27 protein-coding genes and 1 pseudogene are annotated in these 24,258 nt (G+C 60.6%); 6 read left to right on the top strand and 22 right to left on the bottom strand.

Annotation, left to right across the window (positions count from 1 at the left end):
* Positions 1-254: 254 nt before the first annotated feature.
* A complete protein-coding gene (locus QMO80_RS23805) occupies positions 255-455 on the bottom strand; it encodes a hypothetical protein (protein WP_085740182.1) in 201 nt (66 codons plus the stop codon).
* A 603-nt stretch (positions 456-1,058) separates the two neighbouring features.
* On the opposite strand from QMO80_RS23805, the gene QMO80_RS23800 reads away from it, so the two are divergent.
* Positions 1,059-2,201 (top strand): AraC family transcriptional regulator, encoded by a 1,143-nt coding sequence (locus QMO80_RS23800; RefSeq protein ID WP_283200345.1) that lies wholly within the window; start codon positions 1,059-1,061, stop codon positions 2,199-2,201.
* An 85-nt stretch (positions 2,202-2,286) separates the two neighbouring features.
* On the opposite strand, the gene QMO80_RS23795 is transcribed toward QMO80_RS23800, so the two are convergent.
* Positions 2,287-2,676, bottom strand: coding sequence for a hypothetical protein (locus tag QMO80_RS23795; RefSeq protein WP_283200344.1), 390 nt, complete (start codon positions 2,674-2,676; stop codon positions 2,287-2,289).
* A 258-nt stretch (positions 2,677-2,934) separates the two neighbouring features.
* On the opposite strand from QMO80_RS23795, the gene QMO80_RS23790 reads away from it, so the two are divergent.
* Entirely contained in the window at positions 2,935-4,308 is a 1,374-nt protein-coding gene (locus tag QMO80_RS23790) for an ISNCY family transposase (protein WP_283200343.1), read from the top strand.
* Positions 4,309-4,741: 433 nt separating this feature from the next.
* On the opposite strand, the gene QMO80_RS23785 is transcribed toward QMO80_RS23790, so the two are convergent.
* The 3 genes from QMO80_RS23785 to QMO80_RS23775 form a co-directional block, all read right to left on the bottom strand.
* Positions 4,742-5,767 carry an ABC transporter permease gene (locus tag QMO80_RS23785; protein ID WP_283200342.1) on the bottom strand — a complete coding sequence of 342 codons (1,026 nt, stop codon included), beginning with the start codon at positions 5,765-5,767 and terminating at the stop codon, positions 4,742-4,744.
* A 40-nt stretch (positions 5,768-5,807) separates the two neighbouring features.
* Positions 5,808-7,349 carry a sugar ABC transporter ATP-binding protein gene (locus tag QMO80_RS23780; protein ID WP_283200341.1) on the bottom strand — a complete coding sequence of 514 codons (1,542 nt, stop codon included), beginning with the start codon at positions 7,347-7,349 and terminating at the stop codon, positions 5,808-5,810.
* Positions 7,350-7,424: 75 nt separating this feature from the next.
* Positions 7,425-8,387, bottom strand: coding sequence for a sugar-binding protein (locus QMO80_RS23775; protein ID WP_064843990.1), 963 nt, complete (start codon positions 8,385-8,387; stop codon positions 7,425-7,427).
* Positions 8,388-8,713: 326 nt separating this feature from the next.
* Between QMO80_RS23775 and QMO80_RS23770 the strand changes: the two genes are divergently transcribed.
* A complete protein-coding gene (locus QMO80_RS23770; protein ID WP_283200340.1) occupies positions 8,714-9,823 on the top strand; it encodes a LacI family DNA-binding transcriptional regulator in 1,110 nt (369 codons plus the stop codon).
* A gap of 27 nt (positions 9,824-9,850) precedes the next feature.
* Here the strand turns inward: QMO80_RS23770 and QMO80_RS23765 are convergent, their stop codons facing one another.
* The 6 genes from QMO80_RS23765 to QMO80_RS23740 are packed head-to-tail and all read right to left on the bottom strand — an operon-like array spanning position 9,851 to position 14,695.
* On the bottom strand, positions 9,851-10,732 hold the full coding sequence (locus tag QMO80_RS23765; RefSeq protein WP_283200339.1) for an alpha/beta hydrolase: 882 nt from the start codon (positions 10,730-10,732) through the stop codon (positions 9,851-9,853).
* 41 nt (positions 10,733-10,773) lie between these two features.
* Positions 10,774-11,931 carry a glutathionylspermidine synthase family protein gene (locus QMO80_RS23760; protein ID WP_283200338.1) on the bottom strand — a complete coding sequence of 386 codons (1,158 nt, stop codon included), beginning with the start codon at positions 11,929-11,931 and terminating at the stop codon, positions 10,774-10,776.
* 1 nt (position 11,932) lies between these two features.
* Complete coding sequence (locus QMO80_RS23755; RefSeq protein WP_283200337.1) at positions 11,933-12,535, bottom strand: DUF1190 domain-containing protein; 603 nt, start codon at positions 12,533-12,535, stop codon at positions 11,933-11,935.
* A gap of 13 nt (positions 12,536-12,548) precedes the next feature.
* The gene (locus tag QMO80_RS23750; RefSeq protein ID WP_283200336.1) at positions 12,549-12,950 is read right to left on the bottom strand and encodes a DUF350 domain-containing protein; all 402 of its coding nucleotides are present in this window, start codon (positions 12,948-12,950) and stop codon (positions 12,549-12,551) included.
* Between the two features lie 33 nt (positions 12,951-12,983).
* Positions 12,984-13,643 carry a YjfK family protein gene (locus QMO80_RS23745; protein WP_283200335.1) on the bottom strand — a complete coding sequence of 220 codons (660 nt, stop codon included), beginning with the start codon at positions 13,641-13,643 and terminating at the stop codon, positions 12,984-12,986.
* Entirely contained in the window at positions 13,640-14,695 is a 1,056-nt protein-coding gene (locus tag QMO80_RS23740) for an ion channel (protein WP_283200334.1), read from the bottom strand. The genes QMO80_RS23745 and QMO80_RS23740 overlap by 4 nt, the downstream gene beginning before the upstream one ends.
* A gap of 105 nt (positions 14,696-14,800) precedes the next feature.
* On the opposite strand from QMO80_RS23740, the gene QMO80_RS23735 reads away from it, so the two are divergent.
* From QMO80_RS23735 to QMO80_RS33050, 3 genes and pseudogenes are all read left to right on the top strand, one after another.
* A complete protein-coding gene (locus QMO80_RS23735; RefSeq protein WP_283200333.1) occupies positions 14,801-15,247 on the top strand; it encodes a YjfI family protein in 447 nt (148 codons plus the stop codon).
* On the top strand, positions 15,244-15,978 hold the full coding sequence (locus QMO80_RS23730) for a PspA/IM30 family protein (protein WP_283200332.1): 735 nt from the start codon (positions 15,244-15,246) through the stop codon (positions 15,976-15,978). Before QMO80_RS23735 ends, QMO80_RS23730 begins: the two co-directional genes overlap by 4 nt.
* A 279-nt stretch (positions 15,979-16,257) precedes the next feature.
* A pseudogene (locus QMO80_RS33050) lies at positions 16,258-16,449 on the top strand (type II toxin-antitoxin system RelE/ParE family toxin); the annotation flags it as partial.
* A 51-nt stretch (positions 16,450-16,500) separates the two neighbouring features.
* Here QMO80_RS33050 and QMO80_RS23725 read toward each other — a convergent pair.
* The 11 genes from QMO80_RS23725 to QMO80_RS23675 form a co-directional block, all read right to left on the bottom strand.
* On the bottom strand, positions 16,501-17,226 hold the full coding sequence (locus QMO80_RS23725; protein ID WP_283200331.1) for an amino acid ABC transporter ATP-binding protein: 726 nt from the start codon (positions 17,224-17,226) through the stop codon (positions 16,501-16,503).
* Positions 17,204-17,863 carry an amino acid ABC transporter permease gene (locus QMO80_RS23720; protein ID WP_283200330.1) on the bottom strand — a complete coding sequence of 220 codons (660 nt, stop codon included), beginning with the start codon at positions 17,861-17,863 and terminating at the stop codon, positions 17,204-17,206. Before QMO80_RS23720 ends, QMO80_RS23725 begins: the two co-directional genes overlap by 23 nt.
* A complete protein-coding gene (locus tag QMO80_RS23715) occupies positions 17,860-18,531 on the bottom strand; it encodes an amino acid ABC transporter permease (protein WP_283200329.1) in 672 nt (223 codons plus the stop codon). The genes QMO80_RS23720 and QMO80_RS23715 overlap by 4 nt, the downstream gene beginning before the upstream one ends.
* Positions 18,532-18,606: 75 nt before the next feature.
* A complete protein-coding gene (locus QMO80_RS23710; protein ID WP_283200328.1) occupies positions 18,607-19,392 on the bottom strand; it encodes a transporter substrate-binding domain-containing protein in 786 nt (261 codons plus the stop codon).
* A gap of 3 nt (positions 19,393-19,395) precedes the next feature.
* Entirely contained in the window at positions 19,396-20,139 is a 744-nt protein-coding gene (locus tag QMO80_RS23705; protein ID WP_283200793.1) for a GntR family transcriptional regulator, read from the bottom strand.
* A gap of 198 nt (positions 20,140-20,337) precedes the next feature.
* A complete protein-coding gene (locus QMO80_RS23700) occupies positions 20,338-20,763 on the bottom strand; it encodes a type II toxin-antitoxin system VapC family toxin (RefSeq protein WP_283200327.1) in 426 nt (141 codons plus the stop codon).
* On the bottom strand, positions 20,760-21,014 hold the full coding sequence (locus tag QMO80_RS23695; protein ID WP_283200326.1) for a plasmid stabilization protein: 255 nt from the start codon (positions 21,012-21,014) through the stop codon (positions 20,760-20,762). Before QMO80_RS23695 ends, QMO80_RS23700 begins: the two co-directional genes overlap by 4 nt.
* A gap of 118 nt (positions 21,015-21,132) precedes the next feature.
* Positions 21,133-21,903, bottom strand: a complete 771-nt coding sequence (locus QMO80_RS23690; RefSeq protein WP_283200325.1) for an amino acid ABC transporter ATP-binding protein — start codon at positions 21,901-21,903, stop codon at positions 21,133-21,135.
* Positions 21,904-21,913: 10 nt separating this feature from the next.
* A complete protein-coding gene (locus QMO80_RS23685) occupies positions 21,914-22,573 on the bottom strand; it encodes an amino acid ABC transporter permease (protein WP_283200324.1) in 660 nt (219 codons plus the stop codon).
* A gap of 5 nt (positions 22,574-22,578) precedes the next feature.
* Complete coding sequence (locus QMO80_RS23680) at positions 22,579-23,241, bottom strand: amino acid ABC transporter permease (RefSeq protein ID WP_283200323.1); 663 nt, start codon at positions 23,239-23,241, stop codon at positions 22,579-22,581.
* Between the two features lie 131 nt (positions 23,242-23,372).
* Positions 23,373-24,212, bottom strand: coding sequence for a transporter substrate-binding domain-containing protein (locus tag QMO80_RS23675; RefSeq protein ID WP_049734897.1), 840 nt, complete (start codon positions 24,210-24,212; stop codon positions 23,373-23,375).
* Between the last annotated feature and the right edge of the window lie 46 nt (positions 24,213-24,258).

The raw sequence follows: 24,258 nt of genomic DNA, 5'->3' as shown, positions 1-24,258 counted from the left end.
TCGATGCGGTGCTGGGGGCATGGTCAAGCCATCTGCGGCGGCGCGACGACTGACGTGACAGGGTGCTGATGGAGCGGGAAATCACTGCGCCGCGCTGACAGCGCTGCCATCTCATCTAGTCGGAAACAGCATAATTCCAAGCGATCTTCTTTCTAATGCGCATCGCATGAAACTTGATATGCGGTGCGCATTAGTTCTTTGTTTTTATGCATGTCGTTATTCCGGCACTGCCGCACGCTTCCTGATGACATGCGTTAATGCGGTCGAAGCTTTTTGGTCGCGATCAGCATGACGAGATCTTCGGAGGCGTCTGCGAGCTCCAATGCCAATTCCGCAGCAGACCATCCGCGTTTCTGCAAACTCACGAGCATTTCCACCATCGCGACTTCGACCTCTCGTCTGCAGTTCGAAATCGGCTTCAATTCGATATGTTCTTCCTCACATGCGGTGGTCATCGTAGCCTCCGTTCTGCCACAGACATGGGCAGCGTCACAAAATTCGCCAATGGGTGGATGTGGATATAGTAAGGGTTGCGTGCAGGCCTCGGCCTCATTACGCATCGACACAGGCGGCCTCGGCCTGCGCGCAACCCCTTCGCGTCCTTACTTGCCGATGTCCGGCCTCAGGAGCGTCTCGCACGAAGGTGAGCAGAGGAAACCCGATGCTCGCGCAAAGCGCGCACGAATATTGCCCCGATAGTTCACGACCTATCCTCCTCTGCTTGAATATTTTGTTGTGAATTGGTGTCGCTTCACGTTGGGAGTGCTTTGAAACTGCATTGCACTGGCAAGTGAGTATTCGGGCTTTCCGAATGTCCTTGGAACCAACCCTTGCTCATTTAGATACAGGAACAGGACGCAATTGTCGTTATCGCCGCATCCCGAAAATTATCGGTCCGTCCATTTCTGCTCGCATAGGAATATGATAAGTAGCTTATGCACGTAGAGCTTCAGTCGATTCGGTTCCATCGGATGGGTTGCGCGGACGTTTCAGCCGCGAAAACGATTGCTTGCTTCAGTTTCAACAGCCCGGATCGGCTTATGCGCTGGAGGAATTGGATGGTTACGGAGTCTGGAGATGACCCCGCTGGTGGACGGGAGTGGCCGGCCCATTTGGAGCGGCGGCGCTGGCCGCGCGAACCGTCCCCGCAGAAAGAACATCGGGGGGACGTTCCGCCGGCACTGGTGCCGTTGCGATTCTCGACGCAAGACCTGCCGCCGAAAGAACAATTCCAGTCCTGGCGATCACACATGGCGCCGCTTGTCGATGTTCATCTGCCGGATGGAAAATCAGAGGACGACGGTTTTCTCGCGGAACAGACCGGCTGGCAGCTCGGCGATATCCTCATCGTCCAGCAGCATGCGCAGGCATGCAGCTATATTCGCGATCAGGCCATGCTGCGATCGAGCCCGATCGATCACTGGAAGGTCGGCGTACTTCGCAGCGGCCGGGCCTGGACCGAGGCCAATCGCCATGTAACGGAGACCGGCCCGGGTGAGATATTTTTCAGGTCTCTTGGTTATCCGTACCGTGGGCGGATGACCGATTCAGCCGCGGTGCTCGTCTTCCTGCCCTATGAACTGCTGACCCATGATGCGCCTCTTCTGCAGAACGCCCACAACATCGCCCTCTCCGGCAGCCTCGCCGAATTGCTCGTCAGCTATATCGACGGCCTGGAAGCGAACCTCAGCAATTTGACGGTGGGGGAGGTGCCGCGGATCATCCGGACGATCGGCGATATGGTCGTTGCATGCGCTGCATCGTCCGCGAATTTGGATCGCGGTCAGGAACAGACCAATATGGGGCTGATGGAGCGGGCGCATCGCTATATTCACCTCAATCTTCATTCAGAGAGCTTGACGCCCGAGGCCATGTGCCGTGCGCTTGGTATTTCGCGGACGCGGCTCTACCAATTGTTCGAAACGAGCGGGGGCGTCTTCAACTACATTCGCAAACGTCGATTGCTGCAGGCCTATGCGGATCTTACCAACCCGACCGACACCAGGCCGATCTCGGAGATTGCCGAGGCCGCCGGCTTCGACGTTGCAGCCAATTTCACGCGCGCCTTCAGCCATGAATTCGGGCTCAGCCCGCGTGAAGTCAGAAAGACCATAGCAACTGAGCGCCCCGCCATCCCCGCCACACGGTCCGTGCGACGTTTGGGGACGACGATCGGCGATTGGCTAACGCTCGCACGTTGATGCGGCGGATTATAGGCAATGGCCTGCTCCGGTTCGCCGGGGGAGGGCTTCTTGTCTTTTGCGGGAGCCGGCGACCCAATCGTCCCTACCAAGGCAGATACGCTTGTCCTAAGGAGCTTTTGAACCGCATTTCCATAGCCACGATGTGCGCAAACCAAGTGCCGTGAAAGCCATCTACCGCGAAGCGGAACACGTCACCAGCGTTGTTGTCGAATAGGCGCTGGCGCACCTCGTTCGGCAGCGTCTCCGGCAAAGGCTTGGAGAAGACCTCCTTGCCTGTGTCAGTCTTCCAGCTGGCTGGGCAGTCGATGTAGCTCACGCCGATGAGCTCTATTTGCAACTGGTAGCCATAACTTATATCCAGCGTGCCCCTGACCAGTGCGCGGGTCTCGTCAAGGCTCACCAGATAGAAATCCATCCATGGGTACTCCATGATGGCTGCGTTCAGCGCCTGCTCGCCGGCTTTATAATCCATGGCAAAACAGGGTTCCCCGTCAACATTTGCCCACGAGCGCTAGGAAGTTCGATATATGTCTCGGCCTCAATGATTATATTTGCCTCGTCAAACATGCTTGAACTGTCTCAATTTCCTGCGAGCCAGCGTCGGCTTTGACAAAAAGTTCCATAAGCTATCTTATGCGATCTTTTGATGTAGCCGCAAAGTTGAAGTGTCCTGTTTCTGCAAAGTTGGAATGTCACTCTCCCCGCGTTTGATGGCGCGGGAGACAAGCGGATGGGACTGATTGCGATGAGCGAGCGTGACCTGCAGCGGATCGAGGTTTTGTCGAAGGTTGCCGACGGGCGGATGACGATGGTGTCGGCGTCACATGTGCTTGCTCTCAGCGAGCGCCAGGTGCGGCGGCTGTTGGATCGCATCAGAACGACCGGTGCGGCATCGATCCGCCACAAGGCGATCGGCCGGCCGTCGAACAACCGGATCAGCGATGGTGTTCGCGATTATGCGGTGACGCTGGTTCGTGAACGTTATGCGGATTTCGGTCCGACGCTGGCGGCCGAGAAGCTTGCCGAGCGCGATGGATTGCGTGTGTCGCGCGAGACGTTGCGCGGCTGGATGACGCAGGCCGGATTGTGGCTGTCACGCAAGCAGCGGCGGACGTTTCATCAGCCGCGCTTGCGGCGCGAAGCCTATGGCGAGCTGGTGCAGATCGACGGGTCCGAGCATCGCTGGTTCGAGGATCGTGGAGATCCGTGCTCGCTCCTGGTGTTTGTCGACGATGCGACGGGCCGGTTGATGCAGTTGCGGTTCGTGCGCTCGGAAAGCGCCTTCAGCTATTTCGACGCACTTGAGCTTTATCTGAAGCAGCACGGGGCGCCGATCGCCTTTTATTCCGACAAGCACTCGGTCTTCCGGGTGACGAAGAAGGAGGCCAAGGGTGGTCAGGGCATGACCCAGTTCGGACGGGCACTCTCGGAGCTAAATATCGAGATTCTCTGTGCAAACTCCAGCCAGGCCAAAGGCCGTGTCGAGCGGATGAACCGGACGCTGCAGGATCGTCTGGTCAAGGAATTGCGACTGGCAGGCATCGACACCATGGAGGCAGGCAATGCGTTTCTGCCGGGCTTCATGGTGGACTACAATGGGCGGTTTGCGATTGTCCCTGCCCGATCCGATGACCTGCACCGGCCGGTAAATCTTGCACCGGATCGGTTGAAGGAGATCCTGTGCAAACGCGAGCAGCGCTATGTCGGGTCGCAGCTGACGTTTTCGTTCGAGCGTAAGCGGATCATGCTGGAGGAGAGCGACGTGACGCGCGGATTGGCCGGCCGCTATGTCGAGACCTATGCCTATGCCGATGGCCGCCTCGATGTACGATGGAAGGGACATTCCCTGCCCTACAAAACCTTCGACAAGGACCAGCGGGTGACGCATGCGGCGATCACCGAGAACAAACGGCTCGGCGACGTTCTGACTTATATCAAGGAGCGTCAGGAGCAGCCGTCGAAGCCGGTGGTGATGACCAACAGCGAGAAGAACGGCTATGTGCGACGTGCTCACGGTCCGGGGCGACGGAAGGATTTTACGAACGATCCGGCCGTCATCGAACGCCATAAAGCTGCGCTGGCAAAGCGCGATGCTGCCGAGTGAGGCGTCGATCGCATCGTCTTAAAGCTAAAGCCGATGGTGCCACAAACCCGCCCCGATCTGATCTTGCAACCCGGACCAGCCGCTCAGATCGGGGCTGGTCGGCCTGCCGTGCGGCTGCCGCCAGTGACATTTCTACTTTGCGCAACCGCGGACATTTCAACCTGACCGCCACATTTGATGTAGCCGCAAAGTTGAAGTGTCCTGTTTCTGCAAAGTTGGAATGTCACTCTCCCCGCGTTTGATGGCGCGGGAGACAAGCGGATGGGACTGATTGCGATGAGCGAGCGTGACCTGCAGCCGATGACCTAAAGCGCGTCACGATCTTTCAGATTAGCTGCTTGCGCTTTAGCTCTTTGTTTGTACGCATGTCGTTGCGGCAAAAGCGCTTCGCGCTTCGCCTGGGAAACCGCTGCACAGTTTTGCGCGACATGCTTTAATCCTGATTGGCAGCCACCGGCAAACTGCCTTCGTTCGAATGACGGGCTTCGGTCTGCCGGGCGGCGGAGACGATGCGGCGCTGTACACGGATGGCGTGCCATTGCTGGTCGATCAGGACGCCGATAAGGATCACGCCGCCCATGACGGCGAAATTCAGCGACGACGGGATGCCAAGCAGATTGACGAGATTCTGCAGCTCCTGGAGCAGGACCGTGCCGAGCACGACGCCGACGATCGAGCCCTCCCCGCCGCGCAGCGAAAAGCCGCCGAGGACGGCGGCGGCAATCGCGTAGAGTTCGTAGAACTGGCCATGGCTCGCCGGCGAGATCGAGCGTGTGTACATGGCGAAATAAATCGCCGAAAGCGCAGTCAGCAGCCCGCAAATGACATAGGCCGACATGATCATGCGGCCGGTGCGGATACCGGAATAGCGGGCCGCTTCCTCGTTCTTCCCGATCGCGTAAAGATAACGCCCGAAGACGGAGCGATGCAGCATGATCCACATCACTACGGTGATGATGACGAGCGTGATGAAGGTGTTGGGCACGCCGTAGAATCGTCCGGCGGTCAGGAATTCGAGGTCCGGGAAATTCTGGCCGAACGCAAAGCCCGCCGTCCCGTCGGCGGTGTAGAAGCGCGCTGCGCCGCGATAAATCAGCAGGCCGCAGAGGGTGACGACGAAGGGCTGCAGGTTGAGCCGGGTGATCAGCCAGCCGTGGACGGCGCCTATGACCGCGCCAAGCGCGAGAATGAGCGGCAGCGCCAGCATCCACGACATATCCTGGACGGCGATGAAATCGACGAACAGCACGCCGAGAAGGGCGACGAGCGAGCCTACGGAAAGCTCGATACCGCCAGTTATGATGACGAAGGCCTGGCCGATCGACAAGATGCCGAACAGGCCGATCAGGTTGGCGGTGTTGGCGAGATTGATCGGCAGCAGGAAGCGCGGATTGATGATGGCGACGACGATGCCGACGACGACGATCAAAAGCAGCAGTCCGAGATCTTTTTTGACCATTCGAGATCCATTCCCCGATACGTGTATATTGGCCGCGGCGCTATTCTACCCTTTTGCCGACAGCAAGCAAAAGGACGCTTTCCTGGCTGAATTCGTCCTCTTCCAATATGCCGGCGATCCGGCCCTCGTGCATGACGGCGATGCGGTCGGAAACGCCGATCACCTCTTCCATGTCGCTTGATATCATCAGGATCGCCACCCCGGCATCGGCAAGCGCCCGCATCAGGCCGTAGATCTCGTTCTTCGCACCGATATCGATGCCGCGCGTCGGCTCGTCGAAGATCATCACCCTCGGGCTCATCGACAGCCATTTGGCCAGCACCACCTTCTGCTGGTTGCCGCCGGATAGCGTGCCGGTTCGTGTCGAAACGGAAGGCGCCTTGATCGCGAGGCGAAGCCGCTGTTTTTCGGCCGCCGCCGTCTCCCGGTCGGCAGAAAGCATGAAGCGGCTGGAATGCTTGGGAAGATCGGCAAGGGTGATGTTCTGGGCGATCGGGAAATCGAGAAGAATGCCGTTGCGCTTGCGATCCTCCGGCACCAGGAAAATGCCGCGAGCGACGGCGTCGCGGGCGGAACGGACGGAAATTTCCTGCCCGTCCTGCAGGATGGTTCCGCCGTAGCTCCGGTCGACACCGAAGAATACCCTTGCAAGCTCGGTACGGCCCGACCCGACGAGGCCCGCCAGCCCCATGATTTCTCCATAGCGGATTTCCAGATCGACGGGACGGCCGGGATGGGCCTCGGTGCGCACGCCGCTTGCCTTCAGCGCCACCGAGCCCGGCGAGCGCTGCGGTTTTGCAGTCCGGGCCGCAAGCACCCGGCCGATCATCAGCTTGACCATCTGGTCATGGCCGATGTCTTTCCTGGCGAGCGTGCCGACAAGCGTCCCGTCGCGCAGCACGACGACCCGGTCGGCGACGCGCTCGACCTCGTGGAGGCGATGCGAGATGAAAATGACGCTGATGCCTTCGGCTTTCAGCGATTTGATAATGCTGAGAAGCCGTTCGGTTTCGGCCAGCGGCAGGCTGGACGTCGGCTCGTCGAAAATGACGAGCCTGGCGTTGATGGACAGCGCCTTGGCGATTTCCACCATCTGCTGCTCGGCAAGGGAAAGCGACGCCACCGGCGTGTCGGCGGAAAAATGCGCCCCGACGCGCTTCAGCAGCGGCTTCACCATGTCTCGCAGCCGATCGCGATCGACGAGCCTGAAAGGTCCGGCCTTCAGCGGCTCGCGGCCGAGGAAGATATTGGCCGCAACGTCTAGATTGTCGAAGAGATTGAGTTCCTGATGCACGAAGGCGATGCCGGATGAGATGCTCGATTCCACAGTGAAGGACCGGTGCTCCGCCCCGTCGAGCAGGATCGTGCCCCGGTCGGGGGCGATCACGCCGCCGAGAATCTTCATCAGCGTCGATTTTCCAGCGCCGTTTTCGCCGACAAGGCCGATGACCTCGCCTGGCATGATGTCCATTGACAGGCCTTCGAGCGCAACGACGCCCGGATAGGTCTTGCCGACGCCGGAAAGCGAAAGGAATGGCGTTCCGGGCGCGCCCGGTAACGGGATGTCGGAACTATGGTTCATCGGCTGTCCATGGCTACTGATGCCGTCGGCATGAAATGCCTTTCGCGGCGGCGGTGAGCGCCGCCGCGAAAGAGGTTACTTTCCAGCCATGGCCTTCAGGTTGGCAGCATATTTGTCAACGTCATCCTTGCCGATGATCACCGTCGGGATGATGATCAGGCCATCGGCGGGAACGCCTGACTTGTCGCCCTTGAGGTAGGCAGCCATCAATTTCATGCCCTGATAGGCCCATTCGAACGGCTGCTGTACGACGGTTGCCGCGATCGTGCCTTCCTTGACGCCGCCGAGCGTGATCGGATCGTCATCGAAGCCGACGACGGTGATCTGGCCGAGTTTGCCGGCGTCGCGCAGCGCCTCATAGATGCGCGGCGTGTTGTAGGAGTAGAAGCCGACCATGCAGGTCAGGTCGGGGCTGGCCACCAGCGCATCCTCGACGTTCTTCTTGGCGCGCGTCTGGTCGATGTCGTCACCGCGAACATCGACCAGCTCGATCTTGGTACCCTTGAGCCCTTCCTTCATCCCTTCGATGCGTTCGCGGGCGTTATCGGCGCCGAGCAGACCGACGAAACCCATGCACTTGCCACCGTCCGGCATCGCCTTCTTGGCGATTTCGGCGGCCTGCTTGCCGGCGTCGACATTCGAGGAACCGATATAGGCGACGCGGTTGGTCTTCGGCGCGTCGCTGTCAGTGGTGAACAGAGCCGTCTGCGAGCCGATCTTATTGAGGCCGTCCGTCTGGGTCTTGGGATCGACGGCGGAGACCATGATTCCCTTGACGCCGGCGCTGACGAGATCTTCCATCAGACGCTGCTGAATGGCGACGGCCGCCTGCTCAGGATATTTCAATTCCATCTGGTAATCAGGCATTTCGCCCTGCGCCTTCTTCACGCCGGCCTCTGCGGCCTTCCAGAAGTCGGACGCTCCGTTGACGACGAATGCAAGTGTCGGCTTGTCGGCGGCATGCGATACGGCAGCCGGCGCCGCGCTCAGCATCAAACCGGCGAAGAACAGGGCTGCATTGCGTTTCAGCTGTTTCATAATACACCTCCCGAGGGCCGCAATCGCATGGGCCCGTTTTCGACTTACGGCCGGCCGGATGCGCCCCCTCCCAGGGCCGTCGCAATGCGACGAGTGGCATTGGTTCCGATCGCTCCGTGACGGTATAGAAGAATCTTAATTAGTAAATAGTATTATCAATCCAGATCAAAACATTTCATCGTTCGTGGACCAGGATGCAATTTTGTACTGGCAATTGCCAGTAACTGTGGGCATTGCAGCAATCGATGCAATTGCCAACGCTTTCAGATAGATGCTAATACTAATTACCAAAATGGCAAATCCAAATAGAAAACAGTTTTCCGCGAATGCGACAACCCAAGACCCCAAAGAGCAATAAGCCCGCCGTGGACAAGCCTGCCCGCGTGACGATGATGGATATCGCCGCCGCGGCCGGCTGCTCGCAGGCGGCCGTCTCCTTCGTTCTCAACGACACACCCGGCACCCGTATCTCGCAGCAGACCCGCGACCGCGTATGGGAGGCGGCGCGCGCGCTCGGCTACACCGGGACGACCTATACGGCGAAGGCCTCCTATTCCGGGCTGGACAATGTGATCGGTTTCGCCGTGGATCAGCTTGCCACCAGCCCGGAAGCGATCGTTGCGATCGAAGGCGCGCGGCAAGCCTCCTGGAACGCCGGCAATGTCCTGCTGGTCGCCCAGACGCTCAGCGACCCCGTCATGGAGCCGAAAGCCATCAAGGCGTTGACCAGCGGCGGCATATCGGCGCTCATCTATATGACGATCTATACCCGCCAGGTCGAGCTTCCGTCCTATGTCGGCAAGCTCAACATCCCGACGGTCCTCTTGAATTGTTATACGGCGGACCATGCTTTTCCGGCCGTGGTGCCGAGCGAGATCGCGGGAGGCCAGAGCTCCACCCGGCATCTGGTCACGCACGGGCACCATCGCATCGCGACGATCACCGGCGAAATCTGGATGCAGGCCGCGCAGGACCGGCTGACGGGATATCGCCGGGCGCTGGCGACCGCCGATATCCCTTTCGATCCGGACCTGGTCATCGAAGGCGACTGGTCGGCCGGTGCCGGCTATGCCGCCACGATGAAACTGCTTGCTCTGAAAGAGCCGCCGACCGCGATCTTCTGCCAGAACGACCGCACCGCCATCGGCTGCTACGAAGCGCTCAAGGATGCGGGGCTTCGCATTCCCCAGGACATGTCGGTGGTGGGTTATGACGACGAAGAAATTTCACGGCATCTCGTCCCGCCGCTGACGACATCGGTCCTTCCTCATCTTGCCATGGGGCAATGGGCGATCGAACATCTCAACCCGGAAACAACGCCCGGCAAACGCTATCCAATTGCCAAGCTCGAATGCTCGCTCGTCAAGCGCCATTCCGTCGCCGCGCCGCGGGCCGAAGCGCGGCAGATCGTCGATGGTTTAAAGACCTCGCCATAGGCGCCGGCGGCAATGGCCGGGAAGACCTCACGTGTCGGTCGATCCCCCGACAGTGAAGGCGATGCCGACCGCCCGGTTCACGGCCGCCGCAAGAACAGACATATGGGTCTGGCCGGCATAAAGCTCGAATTCGGCACGCAATCCGTCGGCCGTGCTGGCCAATCGCTCCGCCATCTCCTGCGCCAGGAGGATCGTCCGCTCCGCCTTCCTCTTCTCCAGGCGTATGGCGGCATCCTCGTTCCGATATTGAAAGGGGGCCAGCTCATCGCCTTCGTATTCTCCGGCGGACAAATGCAGGAAGGCGGCATGTCCCGGGATAAGTTGACGCCGCGCCTCGTTGTTGAGGATTTCACTGTTCTCCCAATAGATGGTCGGGCTGGCCGCAATCCAATTGGCAAACAGACCCGGACGTTCGAACAGGGCATAAAGGGTAAAGAGGCCGCCGAAGGAATGCCCGAAAAGCGATCGGCACAGCGGATCCAGGGTCACCATCTCCGCAATACGCGGTATCAGCTCGCTCTCGATGAAATCCACCAGTTCACCGGTCCCTCCGATGACCACCGGGGGACCGCCCTCAACGAAAGGCGGATAGGATTTGACCGGCGGAGGACCGAGGTCCCAAGACCGGCGGAGCGCATCATAGGGCTCGTCTGTGGGATAGCCGATTGCCGCGATCACCCCCCAGCCGACATTCGTGCCCGTGGGATAAGGTGCCTGCGTGACCAGGCTGGCCACCGCGAAGGGGAACGTGGCGTTGCCGTCGGTCATCACCAGAAGCGGCCATCCTGCCGCCGGCGGCGTCTGCGCCGGAATGGACAGGAATATGCGGTAAGGCTCGCCGCCTGCAGCCGGGGCCAGATCGAAAAAGCAGGTTCCGGGCATTGAATAGGCGGAGACAGGATGAGTCATGAGAACGGCTTCTGATGTTTGCATAAGAGGACGTATCCCTCTTAATCGATGATGACGTGCGGCACGAAGCGCGACAGGTTGGCGGTTATGCGCGAGCGGTCTTCGCGCACGGCAAGGCCGCAGGCGCGATCACCGACGACCCAGCTGCCGAGCACGGCGAAGCCGCCATCGCTTTCGAAAAGCGGGGCATAGGCCTGGACGACGAAACCTTCGTCGCCGTAATCGCCGGGGGCGGAGATCAATTCCCGGCCATCCCGGAATATCGTGACGTTCTCGCCCTCTCGCGACAGCAGCGGTTTGCGCACATAATCCGTCAAGGCCGCGGCCGCCGGGTCGTCGGCGAAATAGCTGGCCAGCAGGTTGGGGTGATTGGGGTGACGCTGCCAGAGCAGAGGCAGAAGCCCCTTGTTGGACAGCACGGCCTTCCAGGCGGGCTCGATGAAAACATCGCCGGAGCGCGCGAGTTCGCGGGCGAAGGGCTCGCGCAGCATGAATTCCCATGGGTATAGTTTGAAGCAGCGGTCGATCACCCGATCCTGCAGGTCGGTATAACGGCCCTCGGCATCGATGCCGATCTCGCGGATGTCCAGAAGCTCGACGCGATGGCCGGCCTGCACTGCGCAGTCCATCAGATAGACCGTCGTGCCTCGATCCTCCTCATTGTCGGTCATCACGGCGAAGTGGAAGATCGGCCCTTTGGGAAACTGCTCGAACGCCTCGACAAGGCTTTCCTGCAGGGAATTAAACTGGTCCGCATCATTGGGCAGGGCGCCCAAAGCCATCTGGTCGGTCAGCCAGTTGTATTGGAAATAGGCTGTCTCGAACACCGAGGTCGGGGTATCGGCGTTGTATTCGAGCAATTTGGCGGGACCATTGCCATCATAGGCAAGATCGAACCGGCCGTAGAGGTGCCGGTCGCGGCGCTGCCAGGAGCGCTGCACCACATCGCGCAGATCCTCCGGAATGGCCAGCCTGTCGAGCGTCTCTTCGCTGTTGACGATATCGCCGACCATATCCATGCACATGTCGTGCAATTCCTGGCTCGGCTCTTCGATCTCAGTCTCGATCTCATCGAGCGTGAAAGTATAGGCGGCATCGTCGAGCCAGTAGGGCTCGCCATACATGACGTGAAACCCGAAGCCGACGGCGCGCGCCTTGTCACGCCAGTCGGGACGGGCCGGAAGGGTGATGCGCTTCATGTCAGCCGCCGAAACTGAACGACGAACGGCCCCCGAAGCCCTGACGGGCGACGGTGCGGGTGTTGACGTTGACCGGTTTGACGCTCTGGCGCGAGGGCGCGGTCACACTGTCGCTGCCCGCCCCGCCTGAGCGAACCGTCGTTGTCAACGTCTGCCCTGCGCGATTGCGATAAATCGGCGTCGAACCGTAGTAGTAGCCCATGGCCTCCTGGCGCCGGCGATAATCGGAATAGTCGGTGATGTTGTTCAGTGCCGAAGACAGCATGTAGCCTGCCAGGAAGGGCGTGAAGAAGCTGCCGCTGCCGCCGCTGTTGTTCGGGACTGAATTGGCCGGCTGTTCCGTGCATTGGCCCACGCCGTATTCGGCCTCGCAGGCCGCCATGCCGTTGAAACGCGGCGCGGTGGCGAGATGCGCCCGCATGGCATCCTGATAGCCGGCCTGGCAGACCTGCCGGTCCATGCCTGAGGTCACGCATTGGTCGACGGAGGTGAACATGACCTCCGAAGGCGTCTGGTCGCCGCAACCGGATAGCGCCAGGGTCGAGGCTGCGATAGTGCCAAGGGCGAGGAAAGGTCGTCTGTGCCCGCTCTTACGTCTGCGCATCGTTCCCCTCCCCTCAATAGGTCATGCAGGCGGCATTGAGAATACCGATGACCAGTGCGATGCCGCCGCCCCATATGCCCGCGGCGATATCGTCGGCGGTGATCTTCTCATGCAGATCAGGCATGGTGAAATTCGCAATGTAGAAAGCAAGGATCTGCGCCAGAATGCCGATCGCCGCCCAGATGATGTAGTCGATGATGCTGACCGAATTGGCCGCGGCCGAGGCCAGCGGCAGGCTGAAACCGACAAGCGCGCCCAGGAATGCCGTGACGGCGGCGAGATTGCCGGCACGAATGAGCTGGACTTCCTTTTGCGGCGTCAAGAATGTGTAGATCACCGCGAAAACAGCGTAGGCACCAAGACCGATGGCGAAATAACCAAGGAAGGCAGGCAGACCCGCCACGTAATCGAGCATTGAAAAACTCCTCCGTCAAAAATTGATAGGGTGTCAGACGCGGCGGACATCGGCGGGAGCCAGTCCGTAACCGATCAGAAATTCCACCGAGCTTCCCGCCTGGCTTTGTCCGAGGTCGAGATCGCGCTCGACGTTGATCAGCAGCATTTCGCGCGTCGAGCCAAGCGGGCGATAATACAGCATGCAGGTCTGGTGAATGGAGCGTTGCACGTCGCCATCGTCGACCTTTTCGACAAATTCCACCAGTTGCGCGCGTTCCGGCCCTTCGCCCCAGAAGCGGCTATAAAGGATACCGTCGGCATCGTAGGAGGGCTGGCCGATCAGGCCGCCCGGCCCGGTCCAGCGATTCCATTCGCTCTGGCCCGCCGGCACGACGCTGTCCCAGGATTGATAAAAGCTGATGTCGTCGACGGCATCGCCCGGCTGGCCCGACGCCGACATCACCTGGATCATCCGGTGGTCTTCGTCGTAGTAACGCGACAGAACCGTCGCCGCATCGAGCGAAATCTCGCCGTAACCGGCAATGATGAAGGGGCCGCTCCGTGGCAGCGGCATGGCCGGCTCGCCCCCCAAAGCCTCGGCCTCGAGGGAGAGGAAATCGATCTCCAGAGCCCCGCCGATGGCAGCGCTCAAGGGGCCAAGCTCTCTGGGCAAGGGCTTCTCGTTCTTGTCTCTGCCGAACCAGCCGATCATGATACGTCTCCCATTCGAGCCCAAGCGATGGCAGCGGGATCTAGCCGCATTCCACTGATGTAGTAAAGGGTCTCTCCGCCCCGCATCAGCACCTCGTCCCGGCAATTGAGGTCGGTGATGCCCTGGCTCAGCAAGCCCACCAGCGTCACGTTGTGCTGACGCTTGAGGCTCAAAAACACGTCTCCATAGAGCAGCGGTTTTTGCAAAGGCGGGACCGGCAGGGAAAACGCCGTGTCGGTGGAGGCGGCCGACAGCAGCCGTGCGGCGATCTCCGAAGAGCCGGGATCCCGGGCTGCGCGCGACAAGAGCTCCTCGGCGAGCGAGCCCACCGCCTCGACGCGCGGCCGGAGCTGTTTGACCATCTGGGCTGTGCGGTCGTCGGCGAAATAAGCCACGATGTGGGCATTGGGCGCATGGTCTTCGGCAATCAGCACGGCGGCCAGCGTCTCGTCGTCATTTGCGCCGCGTGCGATGATCGCGCGGGCCTGCGCCACCCCGGCCCGCATCAGAGCCTCGGCATCGGCGAGCCGCTCGGTTCTGATATAGTCGGCGTAGTCGCTGGCGGGATTTTCCGCCGGCTCCTTGGCAACCAGAACGCTCATCGGTTCGTTGGCCTGCCGTTCGGCATGCAGCAGCCGCAGCGTCTGGTGTGTCTGCCCCTCCTGCCAGCCGAGGACGATGATATGGCCGGTGCGTTCGCTGTAGTCACCCAATCCGCGCATACGGTTCCTCCAGATCGTGCCGATCGTTGTCAACAATTTGCCAAGAACGGCGGTGAAGATGGCAATGCCGCCGGGAAGAACGAACAGGACGGCAATAGTCCGGCCAAATCCCGATTTTGGGGAAAGATCTCCATAGCCGACAGTCGTCGCCGTCACCATATAGTAGTAAATAAAATCGATCGGATTGCCGACGAGATCGCCTTCGCCGGCCAGCATAAAGAGCAGGTAGGAGGCGGCCAGGTGGATCACGAGAAGAATAAAAAGGGCGGACCAAGCCAATTCGCTGAGCGAGAGATATACACGCCGCAGTAATGAAGCGATAAATGGCACCCGATTCGCCCCCGTTCCCGATGCGTAGCCTAGCGAAATTTATTTAGCGCGCCACCCCTTTAAGTGGCATATCGAATACCCAGATATTTTTCGAAATTCTAACCGATGGAGGACTTTTTGGAGACCTGGAACCTGACCACCTTAACGCGCCTGTTCGCCGCCGATCCGGAGGCACTCGGCGATGTCGACGTCGCCGTACCCGAACAGGGCGACGTCATATGCGTCACTCTCAAGGAAAAAGGCGATCTCGACGTCTTCGTCGCGGTGAGCGGGGAGCGCGACATCCTTGTCAGCGCCGTTCTGTTGCCGTGCAAGGACGTGCCCAATCGCCAGGCCTTCGAACGCATGGTGCTCAAGACGCACAAATTCGTGCCGCTTTCCAGCTTCGGCATCACCACCATCGACGGTGAGGAATGGTATGAATTGTTCGGTTCGCTGTCGGCGCACTCGCCGGCCGACACGGTGGTCGAAGAGGTGGCAATTCTGGCGGCCAATGCCGTCGATGCGGCGCATATGATTGAAGAGTGGAAAAGCGGGGAGATTACAGCGTGAGCACCTGGGGAAAGATTTTCACCGCCATTCGCGGCGGCATCAACGAGGCAGCGGAAGCCGCAGCCGACAGCCAGTCCATGCGCATTCTCGACCAGGAAATCCGCGACGCCGAACAGTCGCTGCGCCGGGCGCGATCCGATCTGGCCGGCATCATGGCCTCCAACAAGAGCGTCATGCGCCGGCTTGAAGAAAACCGCGCGAAGGAGACCAAGGATACCGACAGCGCCCGCGCTGCGATCTCGGCGGGCCGCACGGATCTCGCCCAGGGTCTGGCGCAGCGCATCGCCACCAGCCGTTCCGAAGTGCAGCGCGACCAGGAAGAGCTCGATCGGCTGCTGCCCCGCCAGCAACAGATGCTGCGCACGATCCAGGATACCGAAGCACGTATTGCGCAGATGAAGCGCGAGGTGGAGAACGTCAAAGCCAACGAGTCGCTGCTGCGCGCTCAGTCGGCGATCGCCCATAACCAGTCGGGCATCAATACCCGCCTCGGCAGCGCCGTCGAAAGTCTCGAACGCATCAAGAAACGCCAGGAAGTCACTGCCGGCCGCATCGAAGCCGGTGCCGAGCTGGCAGCGCTCGAAAACGGCGGCGATCTCGATCGTCAGCTGCGCGAAGCCGGCATTGGCGGCTCCAGCCATTCGGCCGACGACATTCTGGCACAACTGATGCTCCCCAAACATTCGGCCGAGCCCGTCTTGCTACCCGCGCCCGCCGATAAGAAAGACTGACAATTCCCGGGAACGGCAGCCTTGCCTGCCGTTCCCGGCATGTCTGCGGATTGGAGCGCCTGCGCGCTTGTTGGTTCGGGCAGCAGGAAGAGTTTATCGTCGTTATGGCGAACATTCCGATCGGTCCCTGCCTGCATCGATGCAGAACAATTCAGTCGGAAATTTGAGGAGGGCGCCGCATGACCAGAAGAATTCCGGCGCGGAGAGACGCTGCCCCTTTCGGCACTGGATGCCGTCGACGCGGGACTCGATGAAGAAATGCGCTAGTGGCTCCGCGTCGGGAATTCGCTCTTCCGATTGCACAATATCGAGCACCATTACGCAGTCTACATTGTCGCTGACGATGCAACCTTCGTCATTGCCGCAGTCTTGCACGAGCGGATGGATATTCCCACGCAGTTGCGGGCAATCGAACGATTGACCGGCAGAGAGTATGAAGCGTTGTTGGGATATCCTCGGTCGAAGTCCTGAGCACGGTCGACATGACGCCGGTCGGCAAAGGCGAGAGCAGGTCGCGATTTCTTAACTGACGCCGAGAAACTGCTTCAGCTCTGCCGTCTGCGGATTGGCGAAGACTTCCTCGGGCCGGCCTACCTCGTGGACGCGGCCCTGATGCATGAAGACGACGCGGCTGCAGACGTCGCGGGCGAACTTCATCTCGTGGGTGACCATCAGCAGCGTCATCCCTTCCGCGGCAAGCTCGCGCACGACGGCCAGAACCTCGGCGACCAGTTCCGGATCGAGCGCCGAGGTGATCTCGTCGCAAAGAAGTGCTGCCGGCTGCATGGCGAGCGCCCGGGCGATGGCGACCCGCTGCTGCTGGCCGCCGGAGAGTTCGTCCGGATAGGCGTCGAACCGGTGGCCCAGCCCTACCCGCTCCAGCATCTTGCGGGCCATGGCCTCGGCTTCGGCCTTCGGGGTCTTCTTGACCACCGTCTGCGACAGCATGACGTTGCCGCCAGCCGTCAGGTGCGGGAAGAGATTGAACTGTTGAAAGATCATGCCGATCTTGAGGCGCAGGGCCTTAAGATGCACTTCGTCATCGAGGAGCTGTGCGCCGGCCACGGAAATGGAGCCGTCGGTGATGGTCTCCAGGCCGTTGATGCAGCGAAGCAGGGTCGATTTGCCCGAACCGCTCTTGCCGATAATGGCGATGACCTCGCCGGCCTGCACATCGAGATTGATGCCCTTCAGCACCTCGGTGGCGCCGAAGCTCTTGCGGACTTCAGTGATTTCGATGAGCGACATTGAGCTTCCTTTCCAGGATCTGGCTGCTTTTCGACAAAGGCCAGCAGAGGGCGAAGTAGATGAGGGCGACGAGCCCGTAGACCGTGAAGGGCTGGAAGGTGGCGTTGGTGACCACGGTGCCGGCTTTCGACAATTCGACGAAGCCGATGATCGAGGTCAGCGCCGTGCCCTTGACGATCTGGACGGAGAAGCCGACCGTCGGCGGTATGGCGACCCTCAGCGCCTGCGGCAAGATGACGTAACGCATCTGCTGCAGCCTAACCATGCCGAGGCTGGCGGAGGCTTCCCACTGGCCTTTGGCGACCGCCTCGACGCAGCCTCGCCAGATCTCGGCGAGAAAGGCGGCACTCCACAGGGTGAGCGCCAATCCCGCGGCAAGCCAGGCCGGCACGTCGATGCCGAAGAGGCCGAGACCGAAAAAGGCGATGAACAGCTGCATCAGCAGCGGCGTGCCCTGGAACAGCTCGATATAATATTTCGCAAGCGCCCTGAATGGCTTGCGCTTGCCGATGCGCAGGAACAGCAGCCCCAGCCCGACCGCGCCGCCGCCGGCGAAGGAGACGAGCGAAAGCAGAATCGTCCAGCGGGTGGCGAGCAGCAGGTTGCGCAGGATGTCCCAGAGGGTGAACTCGATCATCGTGCTTCTCTCCTCGGGAAAATCAAGCCGCCGATGACAGCCAGTACCTGCCGCAGCAGGATCGCCATTACCAGATAGATGGCTGTCGAGACGATATAGGCCTCGAAAGCGCGGAAGGTTCGCGATTGTATGAAGTTCGCGGCGAAGGTCAGATCCTCGGCGGCGATCTGCGACACGACCGACGAGCCGAGCATGACGATGACGACTTGCGACGACAGCGCAGGCCAGATGCGCTGCAGCGACGGGACGAGCACGACATGGCGGAAGGTTTCGAAGCGCGTCATGGCGAGGCTCTCGCCTGCCTCGAACTGACCCTTCGGGGTCGCCTGGATGCCGGCGCGAATGATTTCGCAGCTATAGGCGCCGAGATTGATGACCATTGCGAGGTTGGCGGCGGTCAATTCGGGAAGCTGGAGGCCGAGCGACGGCAGACCGAAGAAGATGAAAAACAGCTGGATCAGGAACGGCGTGTTGCGGATCAGTTCGACATAGGCGGCAACGACAGGTTTCAGCCAGGCCGGCCCGAGTGCGCGCACCCAGGCACAGACGATGCCGAGCGAAATGCCGAGCACTCCGCCGATCGCGATCAGTTCCAGCGTGACCAGTATGCCCTTGATGATCTCAGGGTAATATTGAAGCAGCCAGCCGAATTCGAAATGATAGCTCAAGGAATTGTCCCCTCTTGCGGTGACGAGGGGATGTCATCCCGCCTGCGCGGGATGACATCCGGAAGACCGGGTCGTTCAGAGATCCGACGGGAGATCGGTGCCGAGCCACTTCTGCGATATGGCGTTCAGCGCGCCATCGGCTTTGGCGGCGGCGATAATGCCGTTGACCTTCTCCAGAAGAGCCGCCTGCTCCTTGTTGAGGCCGATGTAGCAGGGCGAGTTTTTGATCAGGAATTTGAGCTCGGGGCGCTTGGGAGGATTTTTAGCGAGGATCGCCGCCGCCACGACGTTGCCGGTAGCGATAGTGTCGACCTGGCCGGATAGGAAGGCCGAGATCGTGCCGTTATTGTCCTCGTAGCGCTTGATCGTCGCATCGGCCGGCGCGATCTTCGTCAGTTCCAGATCCTCGACCGCGCCGCGCGTGACGCCGATGCTCTTGCCGGCGAGATCTTCCGCCTTGGCGACCGAAAGGTCGGCCGGCGCGAACACGCCGTTGAAGAAGGGGGCGTAGGCTGCGGAGAAATCGATCACCTTTTCGCGCTCCGCATTCTTGCCGAGGCTCGATATGACCAGATCGACCTTGTTGGTCTGCAGATAGGGCACGCGGTTGGCGCTGGTGACCGGCACGAGCTCGGTCTTGACGCCCAGTTTCTCGGCAATGAGATTGGCGACGTCGATATCGTAGCCCATCGGCGCCATATCGGTGCCGACGCTGCCGAATGGCGGGAAATCCTGCGGGACGGCGACACGCAGTGTGCCGCGCGCCGTGATGTCGGCGAGAGCATCGGCATGAGAGGCGGAGCCGAAGCCGAAGGTTGCCGCCAGGGTCGCGATTGCGAAGAAGACTCGTCTTGTCAGCATGCGTTAATGACTCCTTTGAAGTTGTGGTTTGCTCGGTCTGAAAGGTGAGGAAGCTGTCTTGGGAGGCAGCGACAGGGAATTGCGCAGATCCGAAAGCGGATCCGGGCGCGCCGTGAGATCGAGGCCCATTTCCACGTCGTCGAGATGCTCGACGGAGAGTTCCGCAGCTCTGACGAAATCGCCCGCCTGCATGGCCTCGAAAATACGGCAGTGCCCCTCGTGAGACTGTGCCGCATGAAATTCGGATTGATAGAGCATGGAAATGAGGATCGTCCTCGCGGTCAGGTCGCGCAGGATATCGACGACGATGGCGTTGCCACTCAATTCGGCGATGCGGATGTGGAAATCGCCCATCAAATAGGTCAGGCGCTGACGGTCGCCCGCCGCCATCGCATTTCGTTCCTCGTTGAGATGCCCGTCGAGGGCTTTACGGCCCTCGTCCGTCAGCGCGCGCATGCTGCGCAGCAAACCAGCCTCGACGATACGCCGCGCCTCATAAACCGCGATCGCATCCTCGGCGGACGGCTCGACCACAAACCAGCCCCGCCGAGGGCTGACATGCACGATGCCGCGTGTCTCCAGGCGCATCATGGCTTCACGGACGCGGGTTCTGGACACGCAGAAGAGCGCTGCCAGCTGGTTTTCGCCAAGGCGCGTGCCGGGCCGGATCTTGGCAGAAAGGATGCCGGAAACGATCGTCGCCTCGATGGACTTCTGCGTGGTCTCGGATGTGTGGCTATCTTGCATACAAGACAGAAAGCAAAGCGCATGCCAAAATCCTGCGCTCAAGATTCTCACGATACCTCGGAGTCTTTGCCTGGAATTTGCCCGCTCGGAATGCAGACTGAACATAAATTGAGCGGGTGCGGGCAACTCGGTGTCAATCCCGATCGGCACCAGCCGCTCACATGGGGGCTTGCTCTCATTGGCCGTGGCCGGACGAGTTTATGCGCGCGAAGTGGCCCAAGGATTGATCACCTCGACACCTGCCGCGTCGAAGGCACTTGTATCGCGCGTGGCGACGACGAATCCCTTCGATGCCGCGATGGCGGCGATATAACCATCCGGAGTAGGGAAGCCTCTGCCCGCGGCTCGGGCTTTGACAGCGAGATCGGCATAGTGTCGTGCGGCGGTGATGTCGAAGGCCAGAATGCGGCCTTCGAACAGCTCCTCCAAACCGTCCAACGCGTCGGATAGTCTTTCCTTGCGTTTGCCGGCCGGGAGCGCGCCAATGCCAAACATCAGTTCGGCGATCGTGACGCTGGAAAGGAAGAGGGTTTCGGCTGCCTGCTCATCGAGCCAGAATTTCACGGCGTCGTCGGGCGCGGGTTTCATCGCCTCGGAAACGACGTTCGTATCGAGGATAATCATTCAAAGCTCATCGGCTTCGCAGGGATTTTGTCGAAAGCCTGGTCCAGAACGGCAAAGTCGTCATTCGTCAGCCCGAGGAGACGGCTCCGTTCGGCGAGCGCGCTGCCAAGACGCAGCCGCGTTTCTGGACGGACGGCAGCTTCGAGGATTTCGCGCATTTCCGCTTCGGCGCTGCGCCCGTGATGGGCCGCGCGCACCTTGAGGGCCCGGTGCGTCGCCTCGGAGAGGTTTCTGATTGTGACTGCGGGCATGATAGCAACTCTGCGTGACCTGATAGCGATGCTGGCAATATAATTGATCTGCCATCATCCTTCAATGCGCGTTGCGTGTATCATGCCGCCGGTTTGACGTCACGGGTTTCTCTTTTCGTTAGTTGAAACTCGAGGTCTTGAGGAATTCCGCGAGCCGTTCGGTCTTCGGATGCACGAACATGTCCTTCGGATCGCCTTCTTCGCAGATGACGCCCTGGTTCATGAAGATGACGCGGGACGAAACCTCGTAGGCGAAGCGCATCTCATGGGTGACGAGCAGCATGGTCATGCCGTCAGCGGCAAGCCCTTTGATGACCTGCAGCACCTCGCCCACCAGTTCCGGGTCGAGCGCCGAGGTCACTTCATCGAACAGCATCAGCCGCGGCGACATGGCGATGGCCCGGGCGATCGCGACCCGCTGCTGCTGGCCGCCGGAAAGCTGACCTGGATAATGGTTCGCGCGGGCGGAAAGACCGACACGATCGAGCCATTTTTCCGCGACGGCGCGGGCGTCCGGCTTCGTCATCTTCTTCACCTTGACGAGGCCGAGCATGACGTTTTCGGCGGCACTCATATGCGGGAAGAGATTGAACTGCTGAAAGGCCATGCCGGTCAGCGCTCGCTGGCGGGCAATCTCCTTCTCGCCCTTGCGGCGGCGCGTTGCGCCGTCGACGCGGTAGCCGATCTCTTCGCCATCGAGGCTGATCGTGCCGCCCTGGAATTCTTCCAGCATGTTGACGCAGCGCAGCAAGGTGGTCTTTCCGGAGCCGGACGAGCCGATGATGGAAATGACCTCGCCTTCTTCAACGGCGCAATCGACACCTTTGAGGACTTCGTGGATGCCGTAAGTCTTGCGCAGACCCTTGATGTCGAGAATGGTCTTGGCCATCGGGGGCTCCTTAGGACGGCAGGGCGGTCTTGCGCTCGACATATTTGCCGAAGTGCTCGATGCCGTAGTTGACGATGAAATAGAGACCGCCGGCCAGGAAATAGAACTGGAGGCTCATGAAATTGCGGGAGATGATCTCCTGCGTGCGCAGGAGAAGCTCGGCGACGCCGATGACGGAGAGCAGCGTCGAGGCCTTCACCATTTCGGCCGCCGTATTCACCCAGGCCGGCAGGCACTGCCGCATGGCCTGCGGCCACAGCACCGAGGTGAAGGTCTGGGTAAAGGTCAGGCCGATCGCCTTGGCGGCTTCGGTCTGCCCCTTCGGGATCGCCTGAAGCGCGCCGCGGACGATTTCGCCGACATGCGAGGAGCAGAAGATCGCAAGGGCGAGCACGCCGGCGGAAAACGGCCCGAGGTCGAGGCCGACGGCGGCGGAGACATAATAGCTTGCCAGCACCAGCACGAGCACCGGCGTGCCGCGGATGATATCCGTATAGGCGCGCACCGCCACCCGCAAAACCACGCCGCCATAGACGAGCGCCAGGCCGACGAAAACGCCGAGGACGGAGCCCGCGAGGATGGCTAGCAGCGAGATCGACACGGTCACGCCGACGCCGTTGATGATGACGTAGCGGGCGATCCAGAGTTGTTCGAGAAAGGTGTGGGACATCAGGTCTATCTCGGCAGGGCCAGACGGCGCTCGACGAAGCGCATCGCGGCGGCGATGAGGAAACAGGTCACGACATAGAGGGCCGAGGTGACCATCCAGGTTTCTATGACGCGGAAACTTTCGACATTGATCTTGCGGGCGGCAAAGGTCAGTTCCGGCACGGCGATGGCGGCGGCAAGCGAGGTGTCCTTGAACAGCGAGATGATCGTCGAGGACAGCGATGGCAGCACATTGCGCAGCATCAGCGGAGCGATGATGGAACTGCGGATCTGCATTCCCGTCAGGCCGATGGCGAGGCCGGCCTCGGTCAGCCCTCTCGGGATCGACAACAGCCCGGCGCGGAACACCTCGGCCAGATAGGCGCCGGAATAGAGGGAGAGCACCAGAACGAAGCTTTTCATCTTGTCGAGACGCAAACCCATCTGCGGCAGCGCGAAAAAGGCGAAAAGCACCAGAACGAGAATCGGCAGGTTGCGGATGACCGTGACATAGACCCGCGCCGGCACCACCGCAAAGCGGCTTTTGGATGTCAGCGCGAAGGCCACGACAAGGCCGATCGCGGCCCCGATCAGGATCGAGATCACCGCCAGGCCGAGACTGAGCGCAAGCCCGCTCAACAGAAAATCGAAATTGCGCCAGACGGCAGCAAAATTCAGCGTGTAACCCATGCGGGCCGCCCTTTCAGACTAACGCATCGTGCACGATGCGCAGATTCAAAGTGTTGCAGCGTCCTTTGCGCGTCTGGAAAGACGCGCGGCGCTTCAGCGGAGCGGGAGAACAATCCCGCTCCGCGTTGCCGTTACTTGAACTCAACAGGAAAGCCGATCTGCGGCGGCGCCAGATCCTTGCCGAACCAGGTCTTGAAGGACTTGGCGTAAAAGTCGAACTCGACGCCGGTCATGGCTTCGTGCAGAGCAGTGTTGACGAAGTTCAGCCAGTCCTGGTCGCCGCGCTTGACGGCGCAGGCATAGGTCTGCGGATTCCAGCCGTAGCCGGCATCCTTGTAGCGGCCCGGGTTCTGCGTCATGTACCAGGCAAGCGACGACTGGTCCGTGGCGACGGCATCGGCGCGTCCCGACTCCAGCGCCTGATAGATCAGGTCGACGGAATCATACTGATCGACGGTCGCTTCCGGCAAGGCCGCATGCACCATTGCCTCGGCATAGACATTCTGCAGAACCGAGATGGTGACGGAGGAACCGGCAGCTTTGAGCGCGGCGTAGTCGCCATATTTTCCATCCGCCTTGAGCATCAGGCCGACACCCTCGCGATAATAAGGAATGGTGAAGGCGACCTGCTGGGCGCGTTCACCGGTCACGGTCATGAACTGGCAGGTAATGTCGACCTTGTCGGTGGTGATGTTCGGGATGCGGGCGTCGGAGGACTGGTTCACATATTCGATCTTCTCAGGATCGCCGAAGAGTGCCTTGGCGATGATATGGCCCATGTCGACGTCGAAACCCTGAAGCTTGTCGTCGGCGCTCTTGAAGTGCCAGGGCGCGTTGGTGCTGCCCGTGCCGAGGACGAGGTGGCCGCGGGCCAGCACTTCATCGAGCTTGCTGCCTTCGGCCAGCACAGGCGTGGACAACAAGGCGGCGGCGACCAGCGACATCACGCCGGTACGAAAGGAAATGGTCATGGCGTTCCCCTTATGGATGCTTTCCGATTATTCCAGTATAATGGAC

It is taken from the genome of Rhizobium sp. BT03 (assembly GCF_030053155.1).
Taxonomy (GTDB): domain Bacteria; phylum Pseudomonadota; class Alphaproteobacteria; order Rhizobiales; family Rhizobiaceae; genus Rhizobium.
Note: the sequence above shows the minus strand (reverse complement) of the source record. Positions and strands in the feature narration are given on the sequence as shown.